Consider the following 26,621-nt stretch of genomic DNA (forward strand, 5'->3'; position numbering starts at 1 on the left):
GAGGCTAGACTGACGCTCACGGGAAAGGAGTACCGATGATCACGATGGATAGCAGTCTGGCTGCCATGCACCACCAAGCCTTACAGCGGCAGGCCCGACAGCGCGTAGATCTGCTTGACGAACTTCGAGCAGTTCAAAATGTGGCAAGGCGTGGCTTCAACCAGCGAGACATAGCTGAGATTCTGGTGACCAGTCAACCCAAGGTCCACCGAATGCTGAAAGCCATTGAACGAAGAAACGGCAATCTCGACCTTGACCCGGAGGAGGTCATTCTGCGGGCATTCGCCTACGACACGTCGCGTGAGAAGCTCGTGGCTGATTTGAAAGCGTTTACGTACTCTTTCGGGGAGGATGCGCCATATCCGCACGAAGGGCGGGTTCCAGGAACTTGGGATCAAGTAGTTGCGGCGGTAGCGCAGGGCTTTCTCACCGAAGCAGAATTCAACATGGTAAGGGCCGGTATTGGCCGCTAAGCAGGAAGAAGTCCACGCGGCGCTCACAGCGTTGTATGCACCGGGGGGAGCGCTCGATCATCCCCCCGCTGAACTGATCAAGTACTTTGACGATTCTGTCGTAATCCGTACGGCTAAGGCGTACATGGATCTGCAAGGAGATGTGACTGTGGGGGGCCATGCCGTCGTGGTGACTGCTGGCCCTCCCGGCGCAGGAAAGTCAGAAGCTCGAGAGACAATGGTACTCAAGGGGTACAGGGTCATTGATTCGGACAAAGCGAAAGACATGCTTTTAAAGGAAGCAGAGGCGCAAGGGCTTCTTGCCTACCGTAAGTTGCACGTATTGCCCGACGGCCGTCCGGTTGGTGTCCGAGAACTAGCCTCCCATATTCATTCCATCTCGACACGCACGGCTGACGTAGTTCGCCAATCGGCCTTGGCGGCTGGGGAAAACGTCGTCATCGAAGGCACGCTCTCATGGGCACCGATCATAGATGTCTACATAGACGACTTCTTCAATGCCGGTTACGAGGGACTGGAAGTTGTAGATGTAGAAGCTCCAGTGGACGTTGCTATTCAGCGAGCCAGAAGTCGTTGGTGGGATGGTCGGCAAAGCGATCTGGAGCTGGGTGGTAGGTTCGTTCCCGATACTGAAATTAAGAAGTTCTACTCAGAGCACTCATGGCAATCGTGTTGTGCAGCAAATGCGCTAGCTTTGGCCGAGCGCGCTGCAACTGACCTGGGCAGCGGCACGCTGCGTAGGTTCGACGTCGACGCTAAAACGGGGTCACTGACGCTCTCATCTGAGACCATTTTCAAGTAGCGGAACCCGCAGGATTGTCCTGCCCAACCGTCAAACGGTGAGTAGGCCGCTGATAGATGCGAGCCTGTATGGGCGCACGGAACTCCCTTCCTGCCATCGCGCAAGTACCACTTCGAGCTTATCGATTGTAATGACGGCCTCTGCCAGCCTAGTTTGTACCGCTTTCTGTCCAGGTGGGGTCTAGGACCTTGGATTCGCCCTGTGTGGTAAGCCACTTCAGGACCCTATGCTGACAAGAAAAGCAGCGCTACCTGACGTCAGACTAGGGTGTGCTTCTAGCAATGTGAGGCCATGTCTAGCGGCGGGCATCATCGCCTGCAATGCTCCGGCCCAGTGGTGAAAAAGCCCGTCAGGTGCGATGGAGACGTAGACGTTAGCTGCAAGCCTCCCGCCTCCCTTTCTGCTTAGACAAGGCTGTCGGGCACCAGCAGAAACAACCCTGCAGAAACCCTCAAAGGTCAGGTAGCGGCGCTGGCGTGGTCGTCGTGGCACACAGCGTGAGGTACTCCGTAAACGACTTGAGGCACGGCTTCTTATTGCGGGTAACGCGTGCCAAGGTGGTCCGCTCAGCGGACGCCGGCGCAGCCCCTTCAGCTCTCCGCTTTTGTTAGTGCCACGTCTTTCAATAAGTCCATGGATGCGTCCTTGCGCACTCTGGTGGTTGGTGGAAAACGGAGGCCGGGGCAGTTGGTCTAAGAGTTCGGGGTCAGGCCAGAGCCATGCGCAGCGGCAGGCTCTTCCAGGACCGCAGGGTGTTGTTGAGGTGACGCACGGGCGATCCAGCGAGTTCGATGGACTTGACGCGGCGGGCGAGGGCGCCCAGGACAGCGGCAGCTTCGGCGCGGGCAACGTGCTGGCCCACGCACTGGTGGATGCCGAAACCGTAACCAACATGTCCGGAGGGGTCCCGGTCCAGGCTAAATATGTGGGGGTCCTCCCAACGGCGTGGGTCGTGGTTCGCGGAGCCGAGGAAGAGTACCAGTTTTGCGCCCTCCGGGATGATGGTTCCGCCGATTTCGACGTCGCGGGTGGCGGTGCGGAAGAACGACTGGACGGGGGATTCGACGCGGACGGTCTCGTCGAACGCTCCGCGAATAAGTTCGGGCTCCCGGCGCAGGCGAGCCCACGCGTCGGGATGGGTTGCCACAGCGTGGAGGAACGCGCCGATGCCGTTCACCGTCGTGTCGACACCAGCCGTGAGCAGCGAGCGAACGATCAAGGGAGCCTGTTCGTGTGTGATGTCTCCCCGGTCGGCTGCTTCCCAGATCTGGGCCCCGAAACCGGTCCCGGTCAGCGCGTCGCGGGCACAGTGAGCGTTCACCCATAAAGACAGGGACTCCACCCTGTCAGCGTCGCGCTCCACGAGTGCGTTGTGGGGGCCGAACGCGTTGAAGGCCATATCGCCGTATGGCAGCAGGTTCTCCCGACCTTCGGATGCGATGCCCACGGCGTCGGGGAAAACCCTCAGCGGGTATGCCCCGGAGAGCTCGGCCACCCCGTCGAATTCAAGAACCCCTCCGCGTGCGCGTGCGAGCAAGGTATCGACGAGGTCAGCCGCATCTGCTTCCCAGGCTTCTCGGAGCTGGGCGATCTGCCGCGGTCCGAGGATCTTGGCAAGAACCGACCGCGGGGCATCGTGGTGGGGAGGGTCGGCCTCCAGCAGGAGGCTCGGCGGCCGCCACGGCTTTTCCGTGCGGAAGTTAGTCAGACCCACTCCCGCTCCGGACTCGAAGGACTGCCAGTCGGTGAGCGCGGACTTGACTTCGGCGTATCGGCCCAGGGCGTAGACACCATACTTCGCGAGCACGACGACAGGTCCGGCCTCGCGCAATTGTTCCTGGAACGACAGGGGGTCGGCTAGGACCTCGGGTGAGAACGGATCGGCGTCGAGGACCGGAAGGCCGGACCGGGTGAGGGTAGAGGTCACGTCAAGATGCCTTTCAAGGAATGGGGAAGCGGTAGCGAGTAGACAGGGCAGTCGGGTCAGAACGGAAGTCAGAGGTCGAGGACAAGCCGGTCGCTGCAGGAACGGGAAACGCAGGCGAACATACAGGTGTTGGCCCTGCGCTCGGCCGGGTCGAGGATCTGGTCGCGGTGATCGGGTACGCCACTGAGCACCGTCACCTCGCATGTTCCGCAGGTGCCTTCTTGGCATGAGCTCAATACGGGTACCCCGGCTGCGTGGAGGGCCCTCAGCACGGTGGTGTCCGGCTCCACGGTAACGGTCGTGCCAGAGCGTGCCAGGAGAACATCGAACGCTTCCGCTCTCGCTGGTTTGGTCTGCTCAGCGGCGGTGAAATGTTCGACCCTGACCAGACTCTCGGGCCACTCGTGCGACTCAGTTACAGCGAGGACCCCGTCCAGCAGGCGCTCCGGACCGCAGGCATAGACCTTTGTGTCAGCCTCGGCCTGGCCGATCAGCTCGTTCAGATCCGAGGGGCCGGTCTCATCCTTGGCGAGGATGCTCACCCTGTCCCCGTAGGGGGCCAGTTCATCCAGGAATGCCATAGTGGTCCGAGAGCGGCCGAGGTAGAACAAATGCCACTCGGCGCCCACCAGCTCGGCCTGCTGGATCATCGGCAGCAGGGGCGTGATGCCGATTCCGCCAGCCACGAAAACGTAGCGGCCGGAGGGCGCCAGCCGAAAATTGTTTCGCGGGCCACCAATGCCCACCAAGTCGCCGGCGCGAAGAGTGGCATGAATGGCGCTTGACCCGCCCCTGCTCGCGGGGTCACGCAGCACGCCGATCCGGTAGGAGTAAGCGTCCCACCGGTCCCCGCACAGAGAATACTGGCGGGTCGTCCCATCCGGAAGTACTACATCGATGTGGGCACCCGGAGCCCAGTCCGGCAGGCGCCGCCCCTCCGGATGGGCGAGGGTGAGCGTCACTACGCCTTCCGCCACGGTCTCAATGGATGTCAGAACAGCCTGTTGCGCCGCCCATTCCGAGGTACGCAGTTCTTTCTGGACCGTGAGTGTCATCTCGGCTCCTTCGCTCGAAATCGTCTGAACTGAGCATGAGATCCAGAACACATCACGGACTACGGCATTCTCAATGATTGAGAATGCCGGTCGAGAATTAGTGACTTGGCGGCGCTACAACGGCCATCGATCGGGCGATAGTGAGGGCGGCAGCCTGGAGTATCGGCACGCGAGCAAGAGCGGCACGATCGTTGGGCACAATTAGCGACAGGGCCGCCACCACAGATCCGTCCAGGCTGCGGAGCGGAACAGAAATTCCAGCCGCATCTTCGTGAATGTGCCCACGAAGAAGGGCATAGCCTTGACGCCTTACCTCGGCCAGAGTTCGTCGCAGACTCACCGGATCTGTGAGCGTGGCATCCGTAAACTTCTCAAGCCCAGAAACAAGAGCCCGCTCCTGGCGCTCCGGCGAAGCGTAAGCCAAAAGTACGAGCCCGGCCGAGGATGCATGAGCCGGCAGGCGTTCTGCGATCCGACTGAAGTTGACGACTGCCCCCGGCGCCTCAACGCGCTCTAGAAACAGAACCTCAGCAGCCTCAAGAACGGCGAGCTGCACATGGTGCCCCATGACCTTTCGCAGATCCTCCATGACCGGCAACGCCGCCTCACGGAGACTGCGTGTTGGAGCCGCGCGAGTGACCACCTCCCAAAGATGGATACCCAGGTGCACACGCCTACCCGGATCCCGCGCCAGCCAGCCGTGCTGCACCAATTCCTCAACAAGCCGCGATGCCGTGGCAACATGCAAGCCCGCCCGCGTTGCGATTTCAGAAACACTCAGGGATTCGTGGGCACCATCAAAGGACTCAATGATCCGGATGCCTCGGGAAAGAACCGACTCGCCGGTCGAAGCGCGCGGCACGGCTAGGCGCGGGCAAGTTGTGGGGACATGAAAGCATACTAGCGAGTAGTTGGGATGAACGCGACGAGGCACCCGATGGCATTTCCTGTGGAATCCGAGCGGCCAGGGGCACGGTGAGCGGGCAAAACTGCTCCCGCGGGAACGGTCCGACACAAACCGGGAATGTTGCTCAAATCCCAGATCCCGGTCCCGACTTGGGTCGAGTTGGACGATGCGGTCCCGGGATTCGTGGAGAACGACTTGGTTGGCCACTAGGGCGGCAACAGCTTCGGCGAGTTCTGCTGCACCCTAACCCGTGACCGGCATCGCCACCGGGTGGACGGTGAACAAGTCGGCGCGGAACAAGGCGGCCTAATGGGTCTTCGAGGGGGAAACAGAACAACCAAGGTCCCCGCTCTGCGAAGGTTCACCAGCCCACCTGTCGAATAGCAGAACGCGGGCATAAAGTGAGCCCTTGGAGCGTTTCCTGGGGCAGGCCGTCGGTGGACAGAAACGTCCGCTCATGAGTTTTCGTTGCGAACAGCAAAAGAAGAAACACCCACCCGCCAGATGGTCCCAAAAGTTTCGGCATGCAAATGCGACGCGTTCCTAATTCTGGGACCAGTGAGACCACTCAAGAAGGTTCCGTCCCAAGAGGGACGGAACCTTCTTGCCTTAGCGATGGCTGTCGCTGCCACTTCACCGGCGTTGCATGGAACATTGGCGCTCGGTACGAGCGCCGGGGTGTTCATAGGGGAACACGTCATCGGAACGCAACATAAGTTGGCCGCGGGTCATGGCCACATCCCTCGGGTGCGCACTGTGGTGTAAGCCGGGAGCAGCCCCGGCTCTAAGTCACACGCGCGGTAAAAAGCAGCTGGCGAAGCAGACTCGACCGTGAGGCTGCAGGTGCGCCGGAAACGGTCCCTGAGGTCTGGAGTTCTAGTACGCTTTTATCCGTTGTTCAACTACTAGGTGTATCAGCGCAAAGACCTTGTCCCTATCGATGGCTGACAGGGCTGCTTCAATGGCGGAAGGCACGTCTCGGTCGTGCTCGACGCGTACTCCGAAGCCGCCAAACGCTTTAGCCATGAGAGCGAAATCAGGGTTCCTGAGCTGTGTACCCGATATCCGTTCTGGATAGTGTTTTTCCTGATGGCTTCGGATGGTTCCGTATTCCTGATTATCCATCACAATAATCAGAGGCGTAGCACCGTACTGCGCCGCTGTTGCGAGCTCCTGCCCGTTCATCAGGAACTCTCCGTCACCGGCAATAGTGACGACGCGCCTGCCCGGGTATTGCAGGGAGGCGGCGATACCCGAAGGGACAGAGTAGCCCATAGAGCCGTTGCGGGCGCTGATCATAGAGGCGTAACGGCGAGTGGGGAAGTATCGGTGCGCCCAGTTGGTGTGTTCACCTGCTCCAAAAGTCACGATCGCATCATCGGGTAGGGCAGGTACTAGGTTGGCCATCAGGGTGTCCATTTTCGCCTGGCCAGACGACGGCAGCGCGGAGGGAAGCATCGCGAAGGACTCCTGCTCCGCGCGCATGCGCTCTCTCCAGCTCTTCCACTCGTCTTTGACTGGAAGCAGGATATTCACTAAATCCCTTACAAAGGCGTCCGGCTTGGCCATAATTTGGTAGGACACGGGGCCCGAACGGCCTCTAAGCGATGGATCGACGGTGACGAGAAAGTTTTCCTTCCTCCAATCTTGGCGGCATAAGAACCCGTCTGTAATAACGTCCCCCGGGACCGTCCCAACGAAGATGAGAAGATCCGTTTCTTCCAAGAGGTCATAGGTGGGACGCGGCCGACCGTAACCTATTGGACCGACGTAGCAGGGCGAGTCGAAGGGGATAGTGCCTTCGGTACGCCATTCAGCCGCAGCCGGGATGTGATGTCTCTCTAGCCACTGGGTTAGCAGGTCGGCACCTGCCTGAGTCCAATCGTTTCCTCCGGTGACGAATAGAGGCTTGTTTGCCTTGCCCAATGCGGCAGCCAAGGCGTCAGCATCTGTCGAGGTCATGCCACCTGTCGCCACTGGGATAGGAGGATGTAGCTTCGAGGAGATCTGTTGGCGAATCACATCTTCGGGTAGGCCAACGACCACCGGGCCCGGTCGTCCGCTCATAGCGGCGAATAAAGCCTCGGCTACGATTTCGGAAGCCCGTTCGGCGTGATCAAGAACCATGACACGCTTGGCGCCGCTGTCGAACCAGGCCTTAATGTCGAATTCCTGGAACGCTTCACGGTCCCGATGTGCAAAGGGGATCAACCCGACGAACAGGACTAGTGGTGTGGAGTCCTGCCATGCAGTATGTAGCCCTACGTGTGCATTCGCCGCCCCTGGCCCGCGAGTGACCATTGCAATACCGGGGAGCTGATTCATTTTCCCATCGGCCTCAGCCATGTAGGTCGCACCGCCCTCATGACGACAAACGACTGTCTTAATCGGGGAAAGGTAAAGGCCATCGAGCACATCAAGAAAGCTCTCCCCCGGGACCACGTGGGCTCTCTTAATCCCATGTGCTGCCAAGGTAGCGACAATTACATGGCCAGCGGATGTGGTCGTTGAATCGTCGGCTTCCGGTCCTCGGATATCCAGAGCCATATCAGTCGTTATTGGTCTCATCTATTCTGTCTTCCTGCACTAGTCGCGGTCTGCCATAAGTTCAGCCCGTCTTTTCCCAGACGTCTTCCTGCGGCGGGTGAGTCGCCGGGCTAAGAACTCGTCCGCCCGAGGCCAAGATCCCTGTAACCCAAGCGGCTCCGTTGTCGCCAAGGCCAATAGCCCGTGCCGTCGCATGAATGGGACCGGGCAGATACTTTCTACGGCACTGGACGAAAGAAGTCGTGGTAATCCAAAGGGCGGAAACGAGTTTGTACGCTGACACTTAACGAAATGGCTTGTTTCGTATAGTATCCATGAAAAAGGCCCGGCGATAGTGGTTACACCAGTTGTTGCCTGTCCGCTCCCTACATCGTCGTGCGGAAGACGGAAGCAGAAAGGACTTCGCGTGGAAGTCTCACGGAAAGACCAGCCTCAAGGGACGCTTGGCATGATTTTGAAAGCGTGGCTCACGTCCTCGACTTCTAGAGAATCTGTGGCCGGCAAAGGGCCGCTCTGCAACGATTGTGGCCATAAATGGGGTCCTGACTACGTGTGGCTGGCAGCCATGATGCAAGTTTCACCATTGCCTTGTGCCTGTTCCGATGCTGAAGGATCATATGTGCCCTGCGGGTGTCGGACAGGCGGACACTTCAGGTTCACGTACTGAGTAGCTGACCTTTCCCCCACACCTACGGCCGCGCCCGGGGATGGGGTTGAGCTTCGACCAAGAGGCACTTCGTGGACTCAGGTGAACACGGCTCGGAATCCCTTCTTCCGGGCAGCATCGCCAAAGAAAGATGTGCGGCAGTCGTGAAGAGCAGCTCTCTTCACGATATGGCAGTACTCCTGCAGATCGGCTGGAACGTTCAATTCATGGAGGAATGCCTTCCGGCGCCGAACCTAGGTAAGGAGAGGAAGCCGCAAGGGACCCCTGCATTTCCAACACGTTCAGGGCCAGGAGGGTTGTGGCGTGTGATTCCTCGGACGTCTCTGGTCAAAGGTGAGATTTTTGCGCTTTTCAGGGCATGTATGTGCAGGGATCCGACCCGACCGTCGGTAGTTTGGCGTCACTTTCCATTGAGCGGGATCAGAAAACTCACCACATACCCTGGGCCAGCCGATAGTTATGGACCGGAGGAGAAGGCACCTATCCTCGATTCGCGTGCACCCAGAAAGGTCGGGGACAACGTTGCTCCGTCGTCCCCGACCACCTCATGACCTGGCTGTCTTTTTTGCACCCACGCGGCTTCAGTCCAGTGCCGAGTGCTCGCCGAGCGCGAACCACTTGCGGTTGTGATAAACGAGAGGGGCCGGCTCCCCGTCTTCGTTTTCTTCTCGAGGCTTAGCCTCGATGGCTTCCACCACGATAAGCGTAGAGCCACTAACGTCGACCCGGTTGACCACGCGGCCGCGAAGCCAAGAGTTAGCCTCCGGATAGTACGGCTCGCCGGTGGACAAGCGCGACCAATTCACGCCTTCTCCGAACCGGTTCACCCCGCTCGTTGCACCAAGCTTCGCGAGTTCAACCTGGTCTGAGGCCAAGAGGTGCACTACGACGGTCTCTGCAGCACAGATGGTTTGTGTACTCGACGACAGTGGAGACGCTGAGAAGACGAGGGAGGGCGGGTTTATGCCGACCGACGCCAGCGAGCTTACTGTCATGGCGACAGGCCCGTCGCCGACGTCGGCTGTAATAATGCCTACGCCCGCTGGGTGGTGCCGAAATGCGAACTTAAAGTCCTCGGCAGAAATCTTCTGATCTACAGCTATAGCGGACATGTCAGTCCTTTCTTTGTTACTTTTGCCATTAAATAAGTCGTCTTGGAAAAACGGCTGTGGTGGTTAGACGATGGGGAGGACGTGGCGGGCTTCGTCCTGACGGTTGAGGGTGGTTTTGCCGAAAGCTTCGTATCCGCTGGCGGCGAGGGTGTGCCCGTGGCGGCTGGCGGCGGCTTGGTCGCGCCAAATGCGCTGGAGGAACGAGGTTTCTGCGAAGCCGGCTGATCCGTGGGCTGTGAGCAGCTGGTCGATCATGGTTGTGATGGTTTCCACGATCCAGCCGGCCTTGGCTCGCATTGCGATGCGTTCACTGTACGGGGCGTAGTAACCCCTGCCGGCGCCTTCGTAGATTTCGTCAGCGACCTGCGTGGCGACGAGCTCAGCTGCGTTGAGCTGCATGGAGGCCTTGGCGATGGCGAGCTGGAAGGACACGGCGTCTGCCTGCTTGTCATAACCGGTGTAGGCGATGGCTTTGGACTCGGCCTTGGCGATCACGAAGTCCAGCGCCGCCCGCCCCATGCCCAGATGCGGGCCAATGAGCTTCATAAACAATGACGGGACAAAGACTGTCTGGTAGGTCTGTTCGGGGTTATGCCCGAGGTATCCGCCTTCAACGGCTGCGGTCAGTGGAAAAATGCGGTGTTCGGGCACAAAAACGTCCTCGGCGACCTGGCTCACGCTGCCGCTTGACTTCATGCCCGCTACGTACCAGTTGTCTTCGGCAGTCAGGTCCGAGGACGGGATAAGGGCGAGCCCGGCGTCGGTTACTTCACCCTGGTCGTTCTGAAGAGGGATGCCTAGCAGAGACCATTGAGCGTGCAGGCTGCCGGTGCCGTATCCCCAACGTCCCGTGACCCGGTATCCACCTTCTACTGGTTTCGCTTCGGAGGAGGTGGCAAGGACGATGGAGATAAAGTTGTTCAGTCCACCTTGTCCTCCCCAGACGTCTTCCTGCGCCTGTATGTCCATCAGGCCAAGAACCCATGCACCAGAGTCCAGGATCCCAGCAACCCACGCGGCTCCGCCGTCACCACGGCCTATAGCGCGTGCCACCGCATGAGCTTCACTGGTGTTCGCAGCGAGGCCCCCGAACTTTTTTGGCACCGAGATGCTGAACGCCCCCGTGGCGGCAAGAGTGTTGAAAACCTCTTCGGGAACCCTGCGAGCTTGGTCGCCCTCACGGCCCTTGGCGATGAGCGTCGGACGCAACTCGTCAATGCGATCAACGACCGACTGAACCTCAGGCCGCATACCTGAATGGGACATGGACAACACTCCTGCTAAGGGTCTTAACGAGATACACCGTGGTGTTCATCACAACCTAACAGCGACGGTCACCGCTGTCAATAAATACTTAACATATTTGTATATCAATCGGGTTCACCTCACCGAAAACGAAGGGGTACAAGTAGGATTTTGTGCAATCTTCCGCGCTTGGGCGGGGTTTCCCTGTACAGCTCCTGAGGTAGGCTGAGTACTGTGACTTAACAGCGGTGAAGCATGAGTTAGCAGAGCTCATGCCGACCGCAGTGGCCGTGCAAATAACAGCAGCGAGGATGGCGTGGCAAAAGAACTAGGCGAAGGCATCCGCTTGCAACGAGAGCGCAAGGGACTCAGCCTTAGGGCTGTCGCTTCCTCGGTCGGCATATCTGCGAGCATGTTGTCACAGGTGGAGACTGGGAAGTTGCACCCCTCCGTTGCAACCCTCTATCAGATCGCATCCTTTCTGGATGTCTCAGTTGATGCACTAATGGGTCTTGGTAGTGACCCAGCCCCCGGCGCAGGCGGGAATGGCTCCTCGCTCCACTCGGCGGTGATGCGAGCTGGGGATGCAGTGCGCACTAAACGGGCAAACGGAGTTACATGGGAGAGCTTGGCCGCCCAGCCCGCTTGGAATGTGAAATCGACCCTGGTGACTTACGACCCAGGGGCCGGAAGTGCCGGCGACAGGAAGTTGACGCGGCACAATGGCTTGGAGTCCGGATTCATATTGGAGGGCGAGCTCACCTTGTATCTCGGCTTCGATCAGACGACTCTCCGCTCCGGAGATTCCTTCAGCTTTGACGCCACCGGCCCGCACTTGTTTGTCAACGAAGGCTCCCAACACGCCAGAGGCGTGTGGTTCGTCGCCGGCGGCCACGAACCCGGCCAAGCGTCCCGGACGGGTAGCCACATTCCAGAGGCGTCGCGCAAAGACCCGCTGCGAGTGCTCCGGACCGGAGAGTAGCTGCGGGCCCAGCCCCGCCTCCCGCCCCTGCGCCCTACAAGAATGAAGTTGTTGGAAAACAGGAACGGGGTGTGCCAGTTTCTCTGGCACACCCCGGATAGCTTCTATTGTTGTCGAGTCACCTCAACTATCGCACTCCAGTCGCCATCCCGCAGATCAGGATCCGCCAGGGCTGCATCAAAGACAGCGGTAAGCGCGGGCAGCGTCGCCAGACGCAAGTTTGTCAACCCGGCCAGATCTTCAGCTAACCCGAGGTCCTTACGACCCAAGGCCACCGTGAAGCCTGGGGGGTAGTACTGCCGCTTGGCGATGAGCGTGCCATACCCCGAGTAAACCACCCCTCCAAAAAGAGTTGAAGACAAAAGGTCAACAAAAAGAGAAGGATCGACGCCGGCCCGTTCGGCCATGGCCACGGATTCACCCATTGCTTGCAGAGCATGGATCGTGGTGTAGTTCACGGCAATCTTGACTGCATTCGCGGTGGATGGCTTCGTGCCGAGGTGCCAGACATGCTTACCCATGATCTCGAGATAGGGCGTGGCAGCGCTGACTGCCTGAGGGTCCCCAGCCGCCAGAATTTGCAGTTGACCCGCAGCTGCGACTTCGGGACGACCGAGCACCGGAGCGGCGACGTACTCTGCACCCGCTGCTCCAAATGCGGCTGCCAAGCGATCGGCCAATCCGGCACTGATCGATGCCATCACTACGTGGGTGTTGGTTCGGCACGCTTTTATGGCTTCGTCCGACAAGACTGCTTCAACAGCAGCATCATTGGCCAACATGGAAAATGAAACCTCTGCGGAAAGAGCTTCCGCCGGACTGGCAACCGGCCGGGCGCCCAGCGCAGCCAGTGCTTCCACTTTTTCGGCCGACCGGTTCCAAACGAGGACATCATGACCTGCCTCAATGAGGCGCTTAGCCATGTCTCCGCCCATAGTGCCTAGGCCGATAAACCCTAGTGTCGTCATTGTTCTCCGCGTCCCCATACAGTGTTCTTATGCGACTGGGGGTCTCGCTCAAGATTCAGCGGTCCATCAATGGTGTAGTACTTCTTCCCGGCAACGATCAGGTCTTCCGCAGGAAATTTGGTGATGACTTCACAACCATCAGCGGTGACCACCACTTCCTCCTCAATGCGTGCTGCGCCCCAGCCGTCAGCTGAGGGCCAATAGGTTTCCAGGGCAAACACCATGCCCTCTTCGATCAGTTCGGGGTGTTCCAATGAGGTGAGACGCGAAAAGATCGGCTTCTCCCAGATGGAGAGCCCGACCCCGTGCCCGTACTGCAGGGCGAAAGCTGCCATCTCGTCAGGGAATCCAAATTCCTCTGCCTTTGGCCACACCTTAACGATGTCGGCCGTAGTTGCTCCGGGGCGAACCAAAGCAATCGCCCTGTCCATGTACTCACGTGCGCGCTTGTACGCGTCGCGCTGAGCGCTGCTCGCGGAACCTACTGCGAACGTCCGGTAGTAGCATGTGCGATAGCCGTTGTAACTGTGCAGGATATCGAAGAACGCCGGGTCACCCGGACGGATGAGTCGATCCGAGAATACATGAGGGTGAGGCGCGCACCGCTCGCCGGATATGGCGTTCACACCCTCGACATATTCAGAACCCAGATCGTAGAGCGTCTTCGCCACCAAACCCACGGCTTCGTTCTCCCTCACCCCCGGCCGTAGGAATCGGTACAGTTCCTCGTAGGCTGCATCCACCATGGAGGCGGCCTGTGTAAGAAGCCGGATTTCATCATTAGTCTTGATTCTGCGCGCTTCCATGAAGACTTGCTGCCCATCAACGACCTTGATCCCTTCCCGCTGCAGAGCCACGAGAACGGGCATTTCAATGACATCTACGCCGAGCGGCTCATTGGCCAGCCCAAATTTTTCCAGCTCACGCTTGATCTTTTTGGCAACGTCCTCGGCCATCCTGGCATCGGGCGGGAATGCGCCACGCAGGGTGGAAAGCCCCGCTCTCGAACCGTTTTCGAGCCGGGGTTTGACCGCACCGTGGTGGGGTGCATGGGGGTTTGCGTCCATTTCGGAAGTGGTCACATCAAGCCAAGGGTTGTATAGAGCGTGATGCTTTGCCGCTGAGCCAAAGTCCCAGACGATGGGATCGGTGTTCCGTGTCAGCAGGGAGAAACGAATGAGCTTGTCCATAGCCCAGGTCCCGATGTGAGTGGCGCTCATGTATCGAATGTTGGAAAAATCAAACGCCAGGACTGCGCCCAACTCTGACCTATTCAGTTCCGCCTTGAGTCGGGCCAGCCGTTCGCTCCTAAGGCGGTCGAAATTGACCCGCTCTTCCCAGTCGATGGCGTTCGTTCCCGTTGTGCCGGTATTCCTCATCGAAACCTTCCTCCAAGTGAGTGTGAACTAACAGCGTTCAGTGAAGCTTAACATACGGACGTGTATATTCTGTAGGAAAACCACCGACTTTTCGGAGAAGAAATGTCCACTGAAGAAAGCATCGGCGCCCGGCTGAGGCGGGCACGACTACACCGCGGCGTCAGTCTCCGCAGTGTCGCGCACGACCTAGGCGTCTCGGCGAGCCTGATTTCGCAGGTGGAAACGGGAAAGAGTAAGCCGTCAGTGGCAACGCTGTACGCCTTCGCCAACCTGCTTGGAATATCGCTAGACGATGTGCTCGGGTTGGAAGGAGCATCACCCTCTCACACCCAAGACCCCGTCTCCGATAAGGTTCCGGAGGTTCAGCGGGCTGCTGAAAACCCATCCATTGAGATGGAGAATGGTGTGCGCTGGGAGCGTCTGGCCGGCGGTGTGGGAGGGCCAGCGGAGTCCTTGCTTGTAACTTATGAGCCTGGCGCCTCAAGTTCCCCGGACGGAAGACTGATGCGCCACCCCGGGATCGAATACGCATATATTCTTGAAGGTACAATCACGCTCCAACTCGAAGATGATGTGCACGAGCTACAGCCCGGGGATTCACTGCAGTTTGATTCGATGCGTTCGCATTTGTTTGCCAATCGCGGAAGTGCTGTCGCTCGTGGTCTTTGGTTTGTAGTTGGACGGCACAGCAGTGGTAACCTGCCGGCGCAAGCCGCGGGAGCCCCGAGTTCACCCGCGCACGTTCTGAAACGAAGCGATGCCATGGACCAGGGCGATTAATAAATGCCAGGGCACCGCCCCGTAGTTGCTGGCGGAACGACTCACGTACGCAATCATCAAGTCGCAGCGCCCCCGCGTGAGGACGAAAAGCCGCACTGGAGACGAGAGCTCGTTACGTACGATCCCTGTCCCGTCCCCTTTGCCGCAGTGACCAGCCGTTCCCTCGCCCGGGCAGGGCGACAGGAAAACCCTAAACGGCTGCTACAGCATCAATTTCGATTGTCGCGCTGTTGAAGAGGGATTGAACGCCAATCACCGTGCTGGCGCACGGTTCCTGAACCTTCACGAGGTTGTCGCGGGTCATGCGCCAGATCATCAACCGTTCTTGGTCAAGTCCCGTTATGTACACATTCACCCTAACGAGATCCTCATATGAAGCGCCGCCGGCCTTAAGTGCTCTTTCAAGCTCGGCGTATGTCAGCTCAATGGCCCTTACAAAGTCCTTGGGAACGGATCCGTCTTCCTCGACGCCAACCTGACCAGATACGAACAACAAAGCCCCTGATCGGGCAGTAACGGAGTCCGAGATCCCGGGAATGACCGGAGCGGGCGTGTGCGAGATACGAGCGGTGGGCATAAGGGCTTCCTTACAAGTGCGGTGAGCGTCTTGCGCGCTTCGAGCAGTACAGCACACCTAAACATCTATGTTCAAGATCACTCAGTTAGAAGTGGGCGAAGAGATTCCAAGATGTCGACTTTCCGCGCTCCCACGCCGATATTAGGGCGTGACCGGTTCAGTGTCGGGCATTGGAATATCCTCGGTGTCAAGTCACACTTGACATACCCGGGAGTCTTGGCTGTAGCCTACGTCACACGCGGTTTGTTATCCCGATCAATTTCGCGCTAGGCAGGCAAGGACTAGGGCAAAGGGTGAAGAGAACCGCGAGCAAAGTTGAACAAGATCCTGTCACTGGCACATGTGCGCCACATGAGGATGTGCCACGGGAATCAGCAAATTATTGATACTTAACCGGACCGAAGGTGTTTGCAGTTGACTTATAGGGAAGAAGACCGTCGTCTCATAGGGCGAAGGCCCGTTCTTGGGGCGATCGGTGCGGGAGGCATCGCCGCAGTCGTCGGGTCCGCTGCCAGCTCCGCCAGTGCCGCGCCGCTACAGAACGAAGGGGCGACGCAGTCGGAACAGGTCTTTCTTGACTACACCCAGGACGCCCTTGATGCCGCCTATAACCAGCTGTATTACGCCCCTGAAGGTTTAGGTGTGGTGGCGCGCTACTCTGAACGAAGTGCAGAAGTCCGTGAGGGGACCAGCTTCTCGACGCATGCCTACGGAGGCACAGCGGAAGAAACGCTCGACTTCTTTCCGGCAGCGTCCGCTGACGCCCCTACTCTTATTTTCATCCACGGCGGTGAATGGCGAAGTGGCAAGAAGGAGATGTACTCATTCCTCGCTCCACTCTTCCTACAGTCCGGCATCAATTTCGTGAGCTTGGACTTTGCCTCCATTCCCACGCTTCGTTTGCCCGGAATGGCTGATCAGGTTGCATCTGCCATCGAATGGGTCTATCAGAATGGGCGAAAGTTGGGAGGTGACCCCCACAGAATCTTCGTCGCTGGGCACAGCTCCGGGGCCCACCTGGCGGCCGTGATGGCCACACGCGAGTGGCGGGGGCGCACGGCTCCGCGCGGCGTCATCAAAGGGGCAATTTGCGTCGGCGGGATGTACGACCTTTATCCAGTTTTGCTCAGCTACCGGCGTGAGTATGTGCTGCTTAGCGATAGTGAACGAGACGTTCTGTCGCCAGCGATCCACATCGACTCCATCGGCTGCCCGGTCCTGGTTGCGTACGGTACCAAGGAAACTCCGGAGTTTCAGAGACAAGCAAGTGCCTTTGCCGCATCTCTGCGGCGTAAGACATTCGAATTTGTACCCGTACGGGACGCCAATCACTTCGAAGCTCTCCTTGACCTCGCGAATCCACAGTCAAGGCTCGCGAGAGCCGCGGTAGACCTCATCCTTAGTCAGGCCTAAGGGTCCAGTAGGAACGGATGGTCCACCGTCCGTTGTTTTGCATAATCACACAAAACGTAAGCCCGATCTCCAAAGGAGTCTTCGTCATGACCCAATTGGGTATAAATAACCCCGAAATCCCCGCCGGCCTCAAGACAGACTATTCAATATGGTCACTGGAGTTTTGCCAGGGCACAATGCCCCATGACTTCTTTGGTGGGGCGGGGCTATTCAGCAACCAAGGGACCATCCGGATCCCTATGCTCTACACGCTCCTTGTGGGCGGCGAGGTCGGCGGAAAGCAGCACGTAGCATTGGTGGACTGTGGATTCCGTAATGATTACTGGCTTGACCGCTACCCCTTCTCCAATTGGGAAAGTCCCAAGGACGTATTGGCGCGTGTAGGATTCACGCCCGAAGACGTCGACGTGATTCTCGTGTCCCACATGCACTTTGATCACATGGGAAATTTTGAGGCTTTCCCGAATGCGCAGCTTTACGTGCAGTTTGACGAATACGTTGGATGGTCCATGGCCGTGAATAATGCCAATCAGATGATGTCCGACGAGGAAAAGGCTTGGGTCTTCTCCTCCTTCGATCCTCAAGATCTTGCCAAGGCAGCACAGGGCATTGCCGACGGACGGATTCGTTTTGTGGAAGGAGACGTGGAGCTTCTTCCTGGCGTCACGGCGCGTCTGGCAAAGGATTCACACACGTTTGGGTCACAGTGGTTCAAGATCGAAACGCAAAACGGTCCGTATGTCGCTGCCGGCGATACTGTCTACTGGTACTCAAACGTCGAGAGGATGTGGACGCCCGGTTACGGTCAAGGCAACTCCTTTAACCTCATCAACCTCTACAGCACTCTGAAGAAAGAGCTGAAGCGAGAAACCAGCCGCATCATCCCGGGGCACGACCTCGAGATTGCACTTCGACACACTTCATGGGTGACGGACAGCGGAAATTCCATCACTGAGATAAACCTCCGTGAAAATGACAAGTCGCGACTTCCCGCGGGTGCTGCCAGGCTGCTGGGATAGACGCACCGAGAGTTCAAACAGCAGCAAGTGCACGGTTACGGTAGTGCGGTAACCGTGCACTTGCGTTGGCAAAGTCTTTGTCCTGACCAAGCCGGGTTCCTAGCCGAGGCAGGATGAACCCGATACTGAGGCATCCGAGTGCTGTAGTGTGCCCCTCGTGACAAGGCCCCTAGGAACGTCACGGATGCCACAGCAGCACCGCACTTTCTTCTTCATACGCTTTACCGCTGGGAAACGAAACCAGCTCAAACTGCATCCCCCACGGGGACAGGAAGTAAACCCACCGTTGCCCCTTGCTTGCACCAGAACTTGCGGTGGGTTCTCCCAAGACCCGGATACCCTTGGTCCTCAGGTACTGGACAGCCGAGTCCAGGTCGTCGACATAAAATGCCAGGTGGTGTCCGCCAATATCGCTGTTTCGGGGCTGTTCTTTGCGTTGGTCCGGTGACTTGTAGTTGAAGACCTCAAAGTTGGCACCGTTGAAACAGCGGTAGAAGCGTATTTCCACCATTTCCGCGCCGGGGTGGACGTTGAGCTTATTTGTCATCAGTTCAGGGTCCTTGGGGAAAGGTCCGAGTGAATAGACTTGGTCACAGCCGATGATGTCCACAAAAAATCGGTGGGCTTCCTCCATGTCCGGAACCGTGAAGCCGACATGGTCGGTTCCCCTGATCCCGGGGATTCCTCGGGATTTTGACTTTTTTTCGGCTGAGTCAATCGCGTTCATGTGATACTCCTGGTTCATCGTCGCGTGAAGATTTCGGGGTGGTCCAGCAGGGCTATGCGTGTCTTGCGTATGTGCATGGCAAGAAGTTCCTCCGCCGAAAGAGCGTCGCGCCGCCGGATGGCTGCTACAAGCATGCGGTGCTCAAGATGAGTCTCTTCCAAGCGGTCGGGCCCCGTCAGCTGAACATAGGCGCGCCGGTAGTGTTGCGTGGTATTCCAAAGCCGCTCGACCAGCTCCAGCAGGGTGGGCATTCCGGCATCACGAAACGACAGAAGATGGAATTCGCGATCCAACTCCACAAATTCTTCAACATCCGCACAGCTCTCCATCTCCCTGGCAAGCCAATCGAGTCGGTCGATACTGTCCGAGTTGATTGAGGCAACGGCCTGGCCCAGAGCAAGCGGCTCCAGCCGCTCACGCATCAGGTACGACTCTTGACATTCCTCAAGGTTCATCGAGCTGACCCACGCCCCCGTTGACGCCACAAGGGACACAAGCCCGCGCGATTCAAGAATCCGCAGCGCTTCGCGTATCGGCAGTCTACTCACGCCGAATTCTTCTGCTATGCGTTCCTGCCGAATTCGAGTTCCTGGCAGAAGGCTCCCATCCAAGATCTTGCGGCCGAGCTCATCCGCAATCCGGAGACTAGCCGCTCCTGGTTTTTTGATCGTCTCGTTCGTGCTGGTGGTCATGCCTCTAGCATACGAAGTCGGCCCAATTGGATCCAGTGAAGGTAAAAAACGGGGCAAGGGGACCTTCTTAACCTTGCATTGGATCCAATCGTGCTTTACTGTGAAACGCAGCACAGAAACAGCACGACTTGCGACGGAGCCATAGATGTCCACCAGCACACCCCTGGAATTTTCAACCGACTGCACCGAACTGCGCACTACCCAAGATGATTGGGATGCTGCTCCTGCCAAACTCCTTGAGTCCATGCTGGTCCAGATGACAGCGATCCGGGTTTTCGAAGAAGCTGTGCTTCAGCTCGCAGGTGAAGGTCTCGTCCATGGACCGGCGCACTCAAGCATCGGCCAGGAGGGCGCCGCTGTCGGGTCAGTTCTCGCCCTCGCAAGCCGCGACGGCGTGAACGGCACCCACCGTGGCCATCACCAGTTCCTAGCGAAGGGACTGGCCTATCTCTGCCCAGAGGGAATGTCGGTGGTCGACGGTATTAAGACTGATGAAGTCAAACAATTCATCCACAAAACGATGTCCGAAATTCTAGGCCTGAAAGAGGGCTTCAGCGGGGGCCGTGGCGGCTCCATGCACCTTCAATGGCTCGAAGCGGGGGCGCTCGGAACTAATGCAATCGTGGGTGGGGGAGTCCCTCTTGCAGCAGGTAACGCATGGGCTCAGCGACATGATGCCGAAGTTTCCCAGGAGACACCCGAAGACGGGATGGGAGTTACGGTCACCTACTTTGGCGATGGCGCGTCCAACATCGGATCCACACTTGAGACAATGAACCTCGCGGCCGCTTGGCGCCTTCCACTTTGCTTCTACATCGAAAACAACCTCTACGCGGTTTCCACACATGTCGCCGATGTCACCGGTGAGCCGCGCCTCGCAGCCCGCGGGCCTGGCTTCGGCATCAAGTCATGGCGGGTGGATGGAATGGATCCACTTGCTGTCTACTTGGCCCAACGCGCCGCCGTGGAACACATGCGTGCCGGCAATGGGGCCACGCTGATCGAAGCGGAGACCTACCGGTACTTCCACCAAAACGGTCCGTTTCCCGGGAGTGCCTTTGGCTACCGGAGCAAAGAGGAAGAAAAGCAGTGGCGTGAACGGGATCCACTTGCAAAGGTCGCGGGGGAAATGATCCGCCGCGGTATTCTGACTGAAACCCAGCAGTCCGACTTGACAGCTCACATCACCGAGCTCGTGGCGGGAACCGTGGAAGAAATTACGGAGAAGGATCCAGAAAGCACAAAGGGAGCCCGCAGGATCCGCCCTGTCCTCTGGCCTGACCACGAATCCGTGGACTCGGGCATCCGAAGTGACCGTCCCCTCACGGGCAAGGTGTTAGACGACGACATCGACAGCGGGATCGAACGCCGCTTTGTTGACGCTATCGCGGACGTGCTCGACCGGCGGATGGCTACGGACGCCGGAGTGCTTGTCCTTGGAGAAGATATCCACCGCCTAAAGGGCGGCACAAATGGTGCCACCCGAGGCTTGAAGGACACCTACCCTGACCGGGTGCTCGGGACTCCAATCAGTGAGAATGCCTTCGCTGGCCTTGCTGGCGGACTTTCCATGACCGGGCGCTACAAGCCGATCGTGGAATTCATGTACTCGGACTTCCTCTGGGTTGCCGCTGATCAAATCTTCAACCAAATAGGCAAAGCCCGCCACATGTTCGGTGGTCACTCCAGCATGCCCGTTGTACTGCGCTCCAAAGTAGCCATGGGTGCCGGCTATGGGTCGCAGCACTCCATGGATCCCGCCGGCATATTCGCAAACAATCCAGGATGGCGCATCGTGGCTCCTTCCACTGCCAGCGATTACATCGGCCTGATGAACGCCGCGTTGGAGCTTGAGGACCCGGTGCTGGTCCTTGAACATGTGGACCTCTACGGCGTAAAGGGAAACATCCCTAAAGCGGATTTGGACTACCAACTGCCTTTGGGAAAGGCCGCTATTCGAAGGGCAGGCGAGGGCGTCACCGTCCTGAGCTACCTGAACATGGTTGGCGTTTCACTTCAGGCCGCCGAGCAACGCCCGGATCTAGACGCAGAAGTAATTGACCTGCGCTGGCTCGACAGGGCCTCACTGGACTGGGAGACAATCGGCGCCTCGATTAAGAAGACCAATAACGTCCTAATCGTAGAACAGGGGGCCAGGGGGACGTCTTACGGGGGCTGGCTGTCAGACGAAATCCAGCGTCGATTCTTCGACTACCTCGATCAGCCCATCCAGCGGGTCACAGGGAAGGAAGCAGCACCCAGCATTTCCAAGGTCCTCGAAGCCGCTGCCAACGCAGGTCTACAGGATGTCCTTGCAGGCTTCGACGAAGTAGCACGCAACCTCGGACAATCCTGACTGAACGCAGAGAAAGACATACCCATGGCAACAATCATCACCATGCCGGCTGTCGTCGCCGACGCCACTGAGGCTGCACTTCAGGATTGGCTCGTGTCAGTCGGAGACATAATCACCACCGGACAACCAATAGCCGAAATCGAAACCGAGAAGGCAACAGTTGAGATGCAGGCGGAGGCCGGTGGCACCATCGGCAGGCTCCTCATTGAACCTGGAACATCCGTCAACGTAGGCGAGCCAATTGCTGTACTCGTAGAAGCCGGCGAAGACGAAGCATCCATTGACCAACAGATTGCGTCGGCCGGAAACGCTGACAGTCAGGCGGATGCGCCTGTTCCGGAAGACACGGAGGCACCGACCACCGAAGGGAGTACCCAGCCCGCCGCCGTGGACTCAGAGCTCAACAAACAGGTCCAGCTGAACGGTCATACCCGGATATTCGGGTCCCCCCTTGCCCGCAAGATGGCGAAGGATCGTGGCGTCGACTTGTCCGCGCTGACCGGCTCAGGTCCCAACGGAAGGATACTGAGGAGCGACGTCGAGGCTGCCTTCACACAGCACCCCCCCCAAGAGGAGCGCCAAGCTAGTTCGGTGGAATCGGCACCCCAGGCCCCACCGGCGTCCCAGCAAGGCCACGAACCCTACACAGACTTCCCCCTTTCCGGAATGCGGAAGGCCATTGCCCGCAGACTTACCGAATCAAAAACCAGCGTGCCCCACTTCTACGTATCCATCGACGTCGAAATGGACGCCCTGCTCGAACTTCGCCGGCAAATAAATGGTGATGGGACAGCCAACGGACTGAAAGTCACGGTCAATGACCTCGTACTCAAGGCACTAGCCGGGGCGCTCGTGGACGTTCCCCAGGCCAATGCGTCATGGCAGGGAACAACTATCCGCCGCTACTCCACTGTCGACATTTCCGTCGCCATCGCTACCGAGGACGGTCTGCTGACACCTGTCGTTCGCGGCCTGGAATCTCTTTCCATGACCTCTCTCGGAAAGATCATGGGCGATTTCAAGGAACGTTCGGCTGCGGGGCGGATCCGGCAGCAGGAACTTGAAGGCGGATCGTTCAGCCTTACGAATCTGGGAATGTTCGGGACACGCGACTTCTCCGCTATCCTCAATCCGCCCCAGGCCGGCATCCTTGCCGTAGGTGCCGCCGAGCAGCGCCCGGTAGTGCGTGAAGGGCAGTTGGGCGTTGCCACCGTGATGTCCTGCACCCTATCTGCTGATCACCGCGTCGTCGATGGCGCCGTGGCAGCTCAGCTCCTGGCCGCGTTCAAGCGCCGCATCGAGAACCCTCTTAATATCCTCCTCTAGAAAACGGGAAGAAGGCCTCATGAGTACATCCTGCCCACCCAGAATGCGCAGAAAATGACCGGGAACGTCATGACGGAGCCGGACGAGCTCGTTCACCTGTTCCCCGGCGACAAGGTAACCGTGACCCGGTACGGCAAAGTGTGCTTCCGAGGAATCATTGATGAAGTCTCAAGCAGGCTCGGGCTTGTGTGGATTCGAGAACCTGTCTTGGGCGAACGGAGGCTCTTCTGCCCACCGGAGCACGCATTTCATCGGATGGACGGACCGCCAGGCTTGCCACCCAAATCTGCCCTCAATACTGAACTTATACACGGGGACTACGTTCCTAGTGATTTCAGTACACAGGCCCCCATTACCAAGATTGGAACCCTATGACTGCTGTCCTGACAGAGACTACTTTGCTTAAGTCCGTCCCAACCGGTCTCCTTATTGACGGTCAGTGGCGTCCCGCGGCCTCCGGCAAGACCTTTGATGTAGAAGATCCGGCCACCGGAACGGTACTGCTCAGCATCGCCGACGCAAGTGCCGCGGACGCTGCGCAGGCTTTGGACGCCGCAGTCAAAGCACAAGCTTCATGGGCGGCGACACCGGCGCGCGAACGGGGGGAGATTCTGCGCAAAGCATTTCAGCTTGTGACTGAGCGGGCCGAGGACTTCGCCTTGCTTATGACCCTGGAAATGGGCAAGCCCCTATCTGAAGCACGCGGTGAGGTGGCCTATGGGGCTGAATTCCTGCGGTGGTTCTCGGAGGAAGCAGTCCGATCCTACGGCCGTTACTCCGTTTCGCCCGACGGCAAGTCGCGGCTGCTGGTCCAGAAGAAGCCGGTGGGTCCTTGCCTGCTGATCACGCCGTGGAATTTCCCGCTGGCGATGGCTACTCGAAAGGTTGCTCCGGCGGTTGCCGCCGGTTGCACCATGGTGCTGAAGCCGGCCAAGCTCACTCCCCTGACATCGATGTTGTTTGCGGCCGTAATGCAGGAGGCCGGCTTGCCTCAAGGTGTACTCAACTTGATTCCATCAACCAGCGCCGGCGCAACCACCGCACCCCTTATTCGCGATCCCCGGCTGCGGAAATTGTCCTTTACCGGCTCCACAGAAGTCGGCCGGCGGCTCTTGGCCGACGCCTCCGAAACCGTACTCAGAACCTCGATGGAACTGGGAGGAAATGCGCCCTTTATAGTGTTCGAGGATGCGGACCTGGATGCAGCCGTCAACGGGGCAATGCAAGCAAAGCTTCGAAACATGGGTGAGGCCTGCACCGCGGCCAACCGCTTCATTGTGCATGAAGCCGTTGCAGAGGAGTTCGCGGAGAAGTTTGCGGCCAAAATGTCATTGATGACCATTGCTCGTGGCACGGAAGAGGATTCTAAGGTCGGGCCCCTAATTGACGCGAAGAGCAGAGACAAGGTGCACGAACTGGTCACTGATGCTTTAGACGCGGGTGCCACGGCGGTTCTGGGAGGTGCCGCGGTGGATGGCCCGGGGTACTTCTACCAACCGACTATCCTTACCGGCCTGACAGAAGGTGTCCGGATCTTGTCGGAGGAGATTTTCGGGCCTGTCGCCCCCATCATCACCTTCACGCATGAAGACCAGGCCGTGAGGCTTGCCAACAGCACGGAGTATGGGCTGGTGGCTTACGTCTTCACAAAAGATCTCAACCGGGGCCTGCGAATGGGCGAGCGTCTCGAAACCGGGATGCTCGGCCTGAACGCGGGGGTTGTATCCAACGCAGCCGCGCCGTTTGGGGGAGTCAAGCAGTCCGGTCTGGGACGTGAGGGCGGAGTTGAAGGCATAGACGAGTATCTATATACGCAGTACGTCGGCATCGCAGATCCAAGCGTTGACTGATCCGGAACTTATTTCTTTTACACGACAAAAAGGACCGAAAGATGACGAAGATCAGTATTATCGGGACAGGAAATATGGGCAAGGCCATTGCCGAGCTCGTGGTCAAAGGCGGCAATGAGGCTCAACTTATAGGTCACGCTGACGCCGATACTGCAGTCTCCGGCGATATCGTTGTTCTCGCCGTGCCTTACTCGGCTCTGTCCGAGGTTGTGGCCGATCGGGCCACGCAGTTGACTGGCAAGGTAGTAGCCGATATCACCAACCCGGTGAACTTTGAGACGTTCGACTCGCTGACCGTTCCTCCCGATGGCTCCGCGACGTCGGAATTGGCAGCCGCCCTCCCGGAGTCCCACGTGGTGAAGGCGTTTAATACCAATTTCGCCGCGACCCTTGCCTCGGGCCAAGTAGGCGGCTTACCGACCACCGTCTTCATTGCTGGGGACAACGACGATGCAAAGTTGATTTTGGCTCAGGTCGTAACTGCGGCCGGCCTCAACGCCGTGGACGCTGGTTCCTTGGCCAGGGCCAGGGAATTAGAGTCAATCGGCTTCCAGCAGATCGCTCTGGCGGCCAGCGAAAAGATTTCATGGTCGGCGGGCTTCGCCCTCGTGCCATAGCTAGCCGTAACGCGCTTTCTCATCGAACTTCATCGCCAAGCATCGCGGGAAATAGCAGGATCGGGCCACCCGGGCTGCTCCTTGGGACTCCCGAGGCAAATCTGCTCCGCTCGTCCGGGCCAGCCTGTAGGGTTTGAATAGCAAAAGGCCCGGGCCGCTTCAGATGCCGTTTTCAGCGCCAGGACCAGGGCCCCCCGCAGTCGGCAGGCCGGCATCGCCCACGCTGGGCCTCGCCGCCTAAAAATAGCCCCTCACCGTATGTCGCTCACAAGGAGTGCGTACGGAGAGGGGCTATTTTGCTGTTGCCACAGCACACTGTCATCCGGCTAAATTCCGGCCGCTTCCTTAGCCGTTGAAGTGCAAGACATCCAGCTCGTCGGCGAAGACATCATCTCCGGTATCCGAGAGTCCCAGCGCTTCCTCGGAGCGTTCGATGACCTCGGTCTCCCCAACCTCCAAGGCGGTGAAGGTTACGCCATGACGTTCGGCGAACATCTTCGCTCGCTTGCGGTAAAGCGGCATACCGTGCTCGTTGAGCAGTCCATCGTGTACGGGGATGGCTTGACGAGGGCGCACAGCGGTGATGAAATCCACCATCTCAGCCATCTTGTTCCAAGGGGCGTTGATGGGAACGAGAAGCGTGTCGGGGGCCGGGCCGGAGGGCACAGTGAAGCTATCTCCAGGGTGGTAAACAAGCCCATCGACAATGTAACCGGTGTTATCGACAACCGGAATGTCACTGTGAATGACCGCATGTTGTCCTCCGACGGTCCGAATGAAGAATCCTGCGGATTCAAAGTTCTCCCCCGGGCCCGTAGCGATAATCCTGGATGCGTCTACCCCAGCAGTCAGGGCGGCCGCAGTCAACCGCGCGGCGGGTACTTTGGGGGCTCTCACCGTGACGGTCAGATTGGCTGCCATATACTCAAGAACAGGGCCCTCGTGCAAATGGTCGGGATGCTGATGAGTCACGAGGATGTGTTCCGCGCCTTCAAGGGCAGTGGGCACATCTGCGAGATCGCCGGGGTCGATTACGATTCGCTTGCCGTTCTTTTCCAGTCGGACGCAAGCGTGGCCGAACTTCGTCAGGGCAATCGCGGTAGTCATTCAGCAACATTATCCGGCAAGAACACTCGTGTTAACCCATACAGCACAAATACCATCGTCAAAACCGAGTATTACGCTCGGGGGGACCAGTAG

22 protein-coding genes are annotated in these 26,621 nt (G+C 58.5%); 10 read left to right on the forward strand and 12 right to left on the reverse strand.

The window, feature by feature from the left end; all coding sequences use genetic code 11:
- Positions 1-35 precede the first annotated feature (35 nt).
- Both MRBLMD1_RS20815 and MRBLMD1_RS20820 read left to right on the forward strand, forming a co-directional pair.
- Positions 36-473 carry a hypothetical protein gene (locus MRBLMD1_RS20815; protein ID WP_364403278.1) on the forward strand — a complete coding sequence of 146 codons (438 nt, stop codon included), beginning with the start codon at positions 36-38 and terminating at the stop codon, positions 471-473.
- Positions 463-1,275 carry a zeta toxin family protein gene (locus MRBLMD1_RS20820; RefSeq protein WP_364403281.1) on the forward strand — a complete coding sequence of 271 codons (813 nt, stop codon included), beginning with the start codon at positions 463-465 and terminating at the stop codon, positions 1,273-1,275. The genes MRBLMD1_RS20815 and MRBLMD1_RS20820 overlap by 11 nt, the downstream gene beginning before the upstream one ends.
- A gap of 706 nt (positions 1,276-1,981) precedes the next feature.
- Here the strand turns inward: MRBLMD1_RS20820 and MRBLMD1_RS20825 are convergent.
- From MRBLMD1_RS20825 to MRBLMD1_RS20850, 6 genes are all read right to left on the reverse strand, one after another.
- On the reverse strand, positions 1,982-3,202 hold the full coding sequence (locus MRBLMD1_RS20825; RefSeq protein ID WP_364403284.1) for a cytochrome P450: 1,221 nt from the start codon (positions 3,200-3,202) through the stop codon (positions 1,982-1,984).
- A 68-nt stretch (positions 3,203-3,270) separates the two neighbouring features.
- Positions 3,271-4,257: a PDR/VanB family oxidoreductase gene (locus MRBLMD1_RS20830; protein WP_364403287.1), complete on the reverse strand. Its 987-nt coding sequence runs from the start codon at positions 4,255-4,257 to the stop codon at positions 3,271-3,273.
- A 97-nt stretch (positions 4,258-4,354) separates the two neighbouring features.
- Positions 4,355-5,119 (reverse strand): IclR family transcriptional regulator, encoded by a 765-nt coding sequence (locus MRBLMD1_RS20835; RefSeq protein ID WP_364403290.1) that lies wholly within the window; start codon positions 5,117-5,119, stop codon positions 4,355-4,357.
- Between the two features lie 921 nt (positions 5,120-6,040).
- Positions 6,041-7,711, reverse strand: a complete 1,671-nt coding sequence (locus MRBLMD1_RS20840) for a thiamine pyrophosphate-dependent enzyme (protein WP_364403292.1) — start codon at positions 7,709-7,711, stop codon at positions 6,041-6,043.
- Positions 7,712-8,959: 1,248 nt separating this feature from the next.
- Entirely contained in the window at positions 8,960-9,490 is a 531-nt protein-coding gene (locus MRBLMD1_RS20845) for a flavin reductase family protein (RefSeq protein ID WP_364403295.1), read from the reverse strand.
- A 63-nt stretch (positions 9,491-9,553) separates the two neighbouring features.
- Positions 9,554-10,756, reverse strand: a complete 1,203-nt coding sequence (locus MRBLMD1_RS20850; protein WP_364403298.1) for an acyl-CoA dehydrogenase family protein — start codon at positions 10,754-10,756, stop codon at positions 9,554-9,556.
- Positions 10,757-11,051: 295 nt separating this feature from the next.
- Between MRBLMD1_RS20850 and MRBLMD1_RS20855 the strand changes: the two genes are divergently transcribed.
- Positions 11,052-11,717 (forward strand): helix-turn-helix domain-containing protein, encoded by a 666-nt coding sequence (locus MRBLMD1_RS20855; RefSeq protein ID WP_364403301.1) that lies wholly within the window; start codon positions 11,052-11,054, stop codon positions 11,715-11,717.
- Between the two features lie 104 nt (positions 11,718-11,821).
- On the opposite strand, the gene MRBLMD1_RS20860 is transcribed toward MRBLMD1_RS20855, so the two are convergent.
- Positions 11,822-12,703, reverse strand: coding sequence for an NAD(P)-dependent oxidoreductase (locus tag MRBLMD1_RS20860; RefSeq protein ID WP_364403304.1), 882 nt, complete (start codon positions 12,701-12,703; stop codon positions 11,822-11,824).
- A complete protein-coding gene (locus MRBLMD1_RS20865) occupies positions 12,682-14,064 on the reverse strand; it encodes a M24 family metallopeptidase (RefSeq protein WP_364403307.1) in 1,383 nt (460 codons plus the stop codon). Before MRBLMD1_RS20865 ends, MRBLMD1_RS20860 begins: the two co-directional genes overlap by 22 nt.
- A gap of 102 nt (positions 14,065-14,166) precedes the next feature.
- On the opposite strand from MRBLMD1_RS20865, the gene MRBLMD1_RS20870 reads away from it, so the two are divergent.
- Positions 14,167-14,844 (forward strand): helix-turn-helix domain-containing protein, encoded by a 678-nt coding sequence (locus MRBLMD1_RS20870; protein WP_364403309.1) that lies wholly within the window; start codon positions 14,167-14,169, stop codon positions 14,842-14,844.
- Positions 14,845-15,034: 190 nt separating this feature from the next.
- Here the strand turns inward: MRBLMD1_RS20870 and MRBLMD1_RS20875 are convergent, their stop codons facing one another.
- A complete protein-coding gene (locus MRBLMD1_RS20875; RefSeq protein WP_364403312.1) occupies positions 15,035-15,421 on the reverse strand; it encodes a Rid family hydrolase in 387 nt (128 codons plus the stop codon).
- A 414-nt stretch (positions 15,422-15,835) separates the two neighbouring features.
- Here MRBLMD1_RS20875 and MRBLMD1_RS20880 point away from each other — a divergent pair, with 414 nt between their 5' ends.
- Together MRBLMD1_RS20880 and MRBLMD1_RS20885 are read left to right on the forward strand one after the other, a co-directional pair.
- Positions 15,836-16,834: an alpha/beta hydrolase gene (locus MRBLMD1_RS20880; RefSeq protein WP_364403315.1), complete on the forward strand. Its 999-nt coding sequence runs from the start codon at positions 15,836-15,838 to the stop codon at positions 16,832-16,834.
- 86 nt (positions 16,835-16,920) lie between these two features.
- A complete protein-coding gene (locus MRBLMD1_RS20885; protein ID WP_364403318.1) occupies positions 16,921-17,853 on the forward strand; it encodes an N-acyl homoserine lactonase family protein in 933 nt (310 codons plus the stop codon).
- A gap of 178 nt (positions 17,854-18,031) precedes the next feature.
- On the opposite strand, the gene MRBLMD1_RS20890 is transcribed toward MRBLMD1_RS20885, so the two are convergent.
- Together MRBLMD1_RS20890 and MRBLMD1_RS20895 are read right to left on the reverse strand one after the other, a co-directional pair.
- Positions 18,032-18,580 carry a VOC family protein gene (locus tag MRBLMD1_RS20890; RefSeq protein WP_364403321.1) on the reverse strand — a complete coding sequence of 183 codons (549 nt, stop codon included), beginning with the start codon at positions 18,578-18,580 and terminating at the stop codon, positions 18,032-18,034.
- Positions 18,581-18,594: 14 nt separating this feature from the next.
- Positions 18,595-19,272 carry a GntR family transcriptional regulator gene (locus tag MRBLMD1_RS20895; protein WP_364403324.1) on the reverse strand — a complete coding sequence of 226 codons (678 nt, stop codon included), beginning with the start codon at positions 19,270-19,272 and terminating at the stop codon, positions 18,595-18,597.
- Positions 19,273-19,417: 145 nt separating this feature from the next.
- Between MRBLMD1_RS20895 and MRBLMD1_RS20900 the strand changes: the two genes are divergently transcribed.
- From MRBLMD1_RS20900 to MRBLMD1_RS20915, 4 genes are all read left to right on the forward strand, one after another.
- Positions 19,418-21,628: an alpha-ketoacid dehydrogenase subunit alpha/beta gene (locus MRBLMD1_RS20900; protein ID WP_364403327.1), complete on the forward strand. Its 2,211-nt coding sequence runs from the start codon at positions 19,418-19,420 to the stop codon at positions 21,626-21,628.
- 24 nt (positions 21,629-21,652) lie between these two features.
- Positions 21,653-22,954 carry a dihydrolipoamide acetyltransferase family protein gene (locus tag MRBLMD1_RS20905; RefSeq protein ID WP_364403330.1) on the forward strand — a complete coding sequence of 434 codons (1,302 nt, stop codon included), beginning with the start codon at positions 21,653-21,655 and terminating at the stop codon, positions 22,952-22,954.
- A gap of 371 nt (positions 22,955-23,325) precedes the next feature.
- Positions 23,326-24,804: an NAD-dependent succinate-semialdehyde dehydrogenase gene (locus MRBLMD1_RS20910; RefSeq protein WP_364403333.1), complete on the forward strand. Its 1,479-nt coding sequence runs from the start codon at positions 23,326-23,328 to the stop codon at positions 24,802-24,804.
- 41 nt (positions 24,805-24,845) lie between these two features.
- The gene (locus MRBLMD1_RS20915) at positions 24,846-25,421 is read left to right on the forward strand and encodes an NADPH-dependent F420 reductase (protein WP_364403336.1); all 576 of its coding nucleotides are present in this window, start codon (positions 24,846-24,848) and stop codon (positions 25,419-25,421) included.
- Positions 25,422-25,766: 345 nt separating this feature from the next.
- Here MRBLMD1_RS20915 and MRBLMD1_RS20920 read toward each other — a convergent pair whose 3' ends face one another.
- Entirely contained in the window at positions 25,767-26,528 is a 762-nt protein-coding gene (locus MRBLMD1_RS20920; protein WP_364403338.1) for an MBL fold metallo-hydrolase, read from the reverse strand.
- Between the last annotated feature and the right edge of the window lie 93 nt (positions 26,529-26,621).

Source organism: Pseudarthrobacter sp. LMD1-1-1.1 (genome assembly GCF_040676255.1).
In the GTDB taxonomy this organism is placed as follows: Bacteria; Actinomycetota; Actinomycetes; order Actinomycetales; family Micrococcaceae; genus Arthrobacter.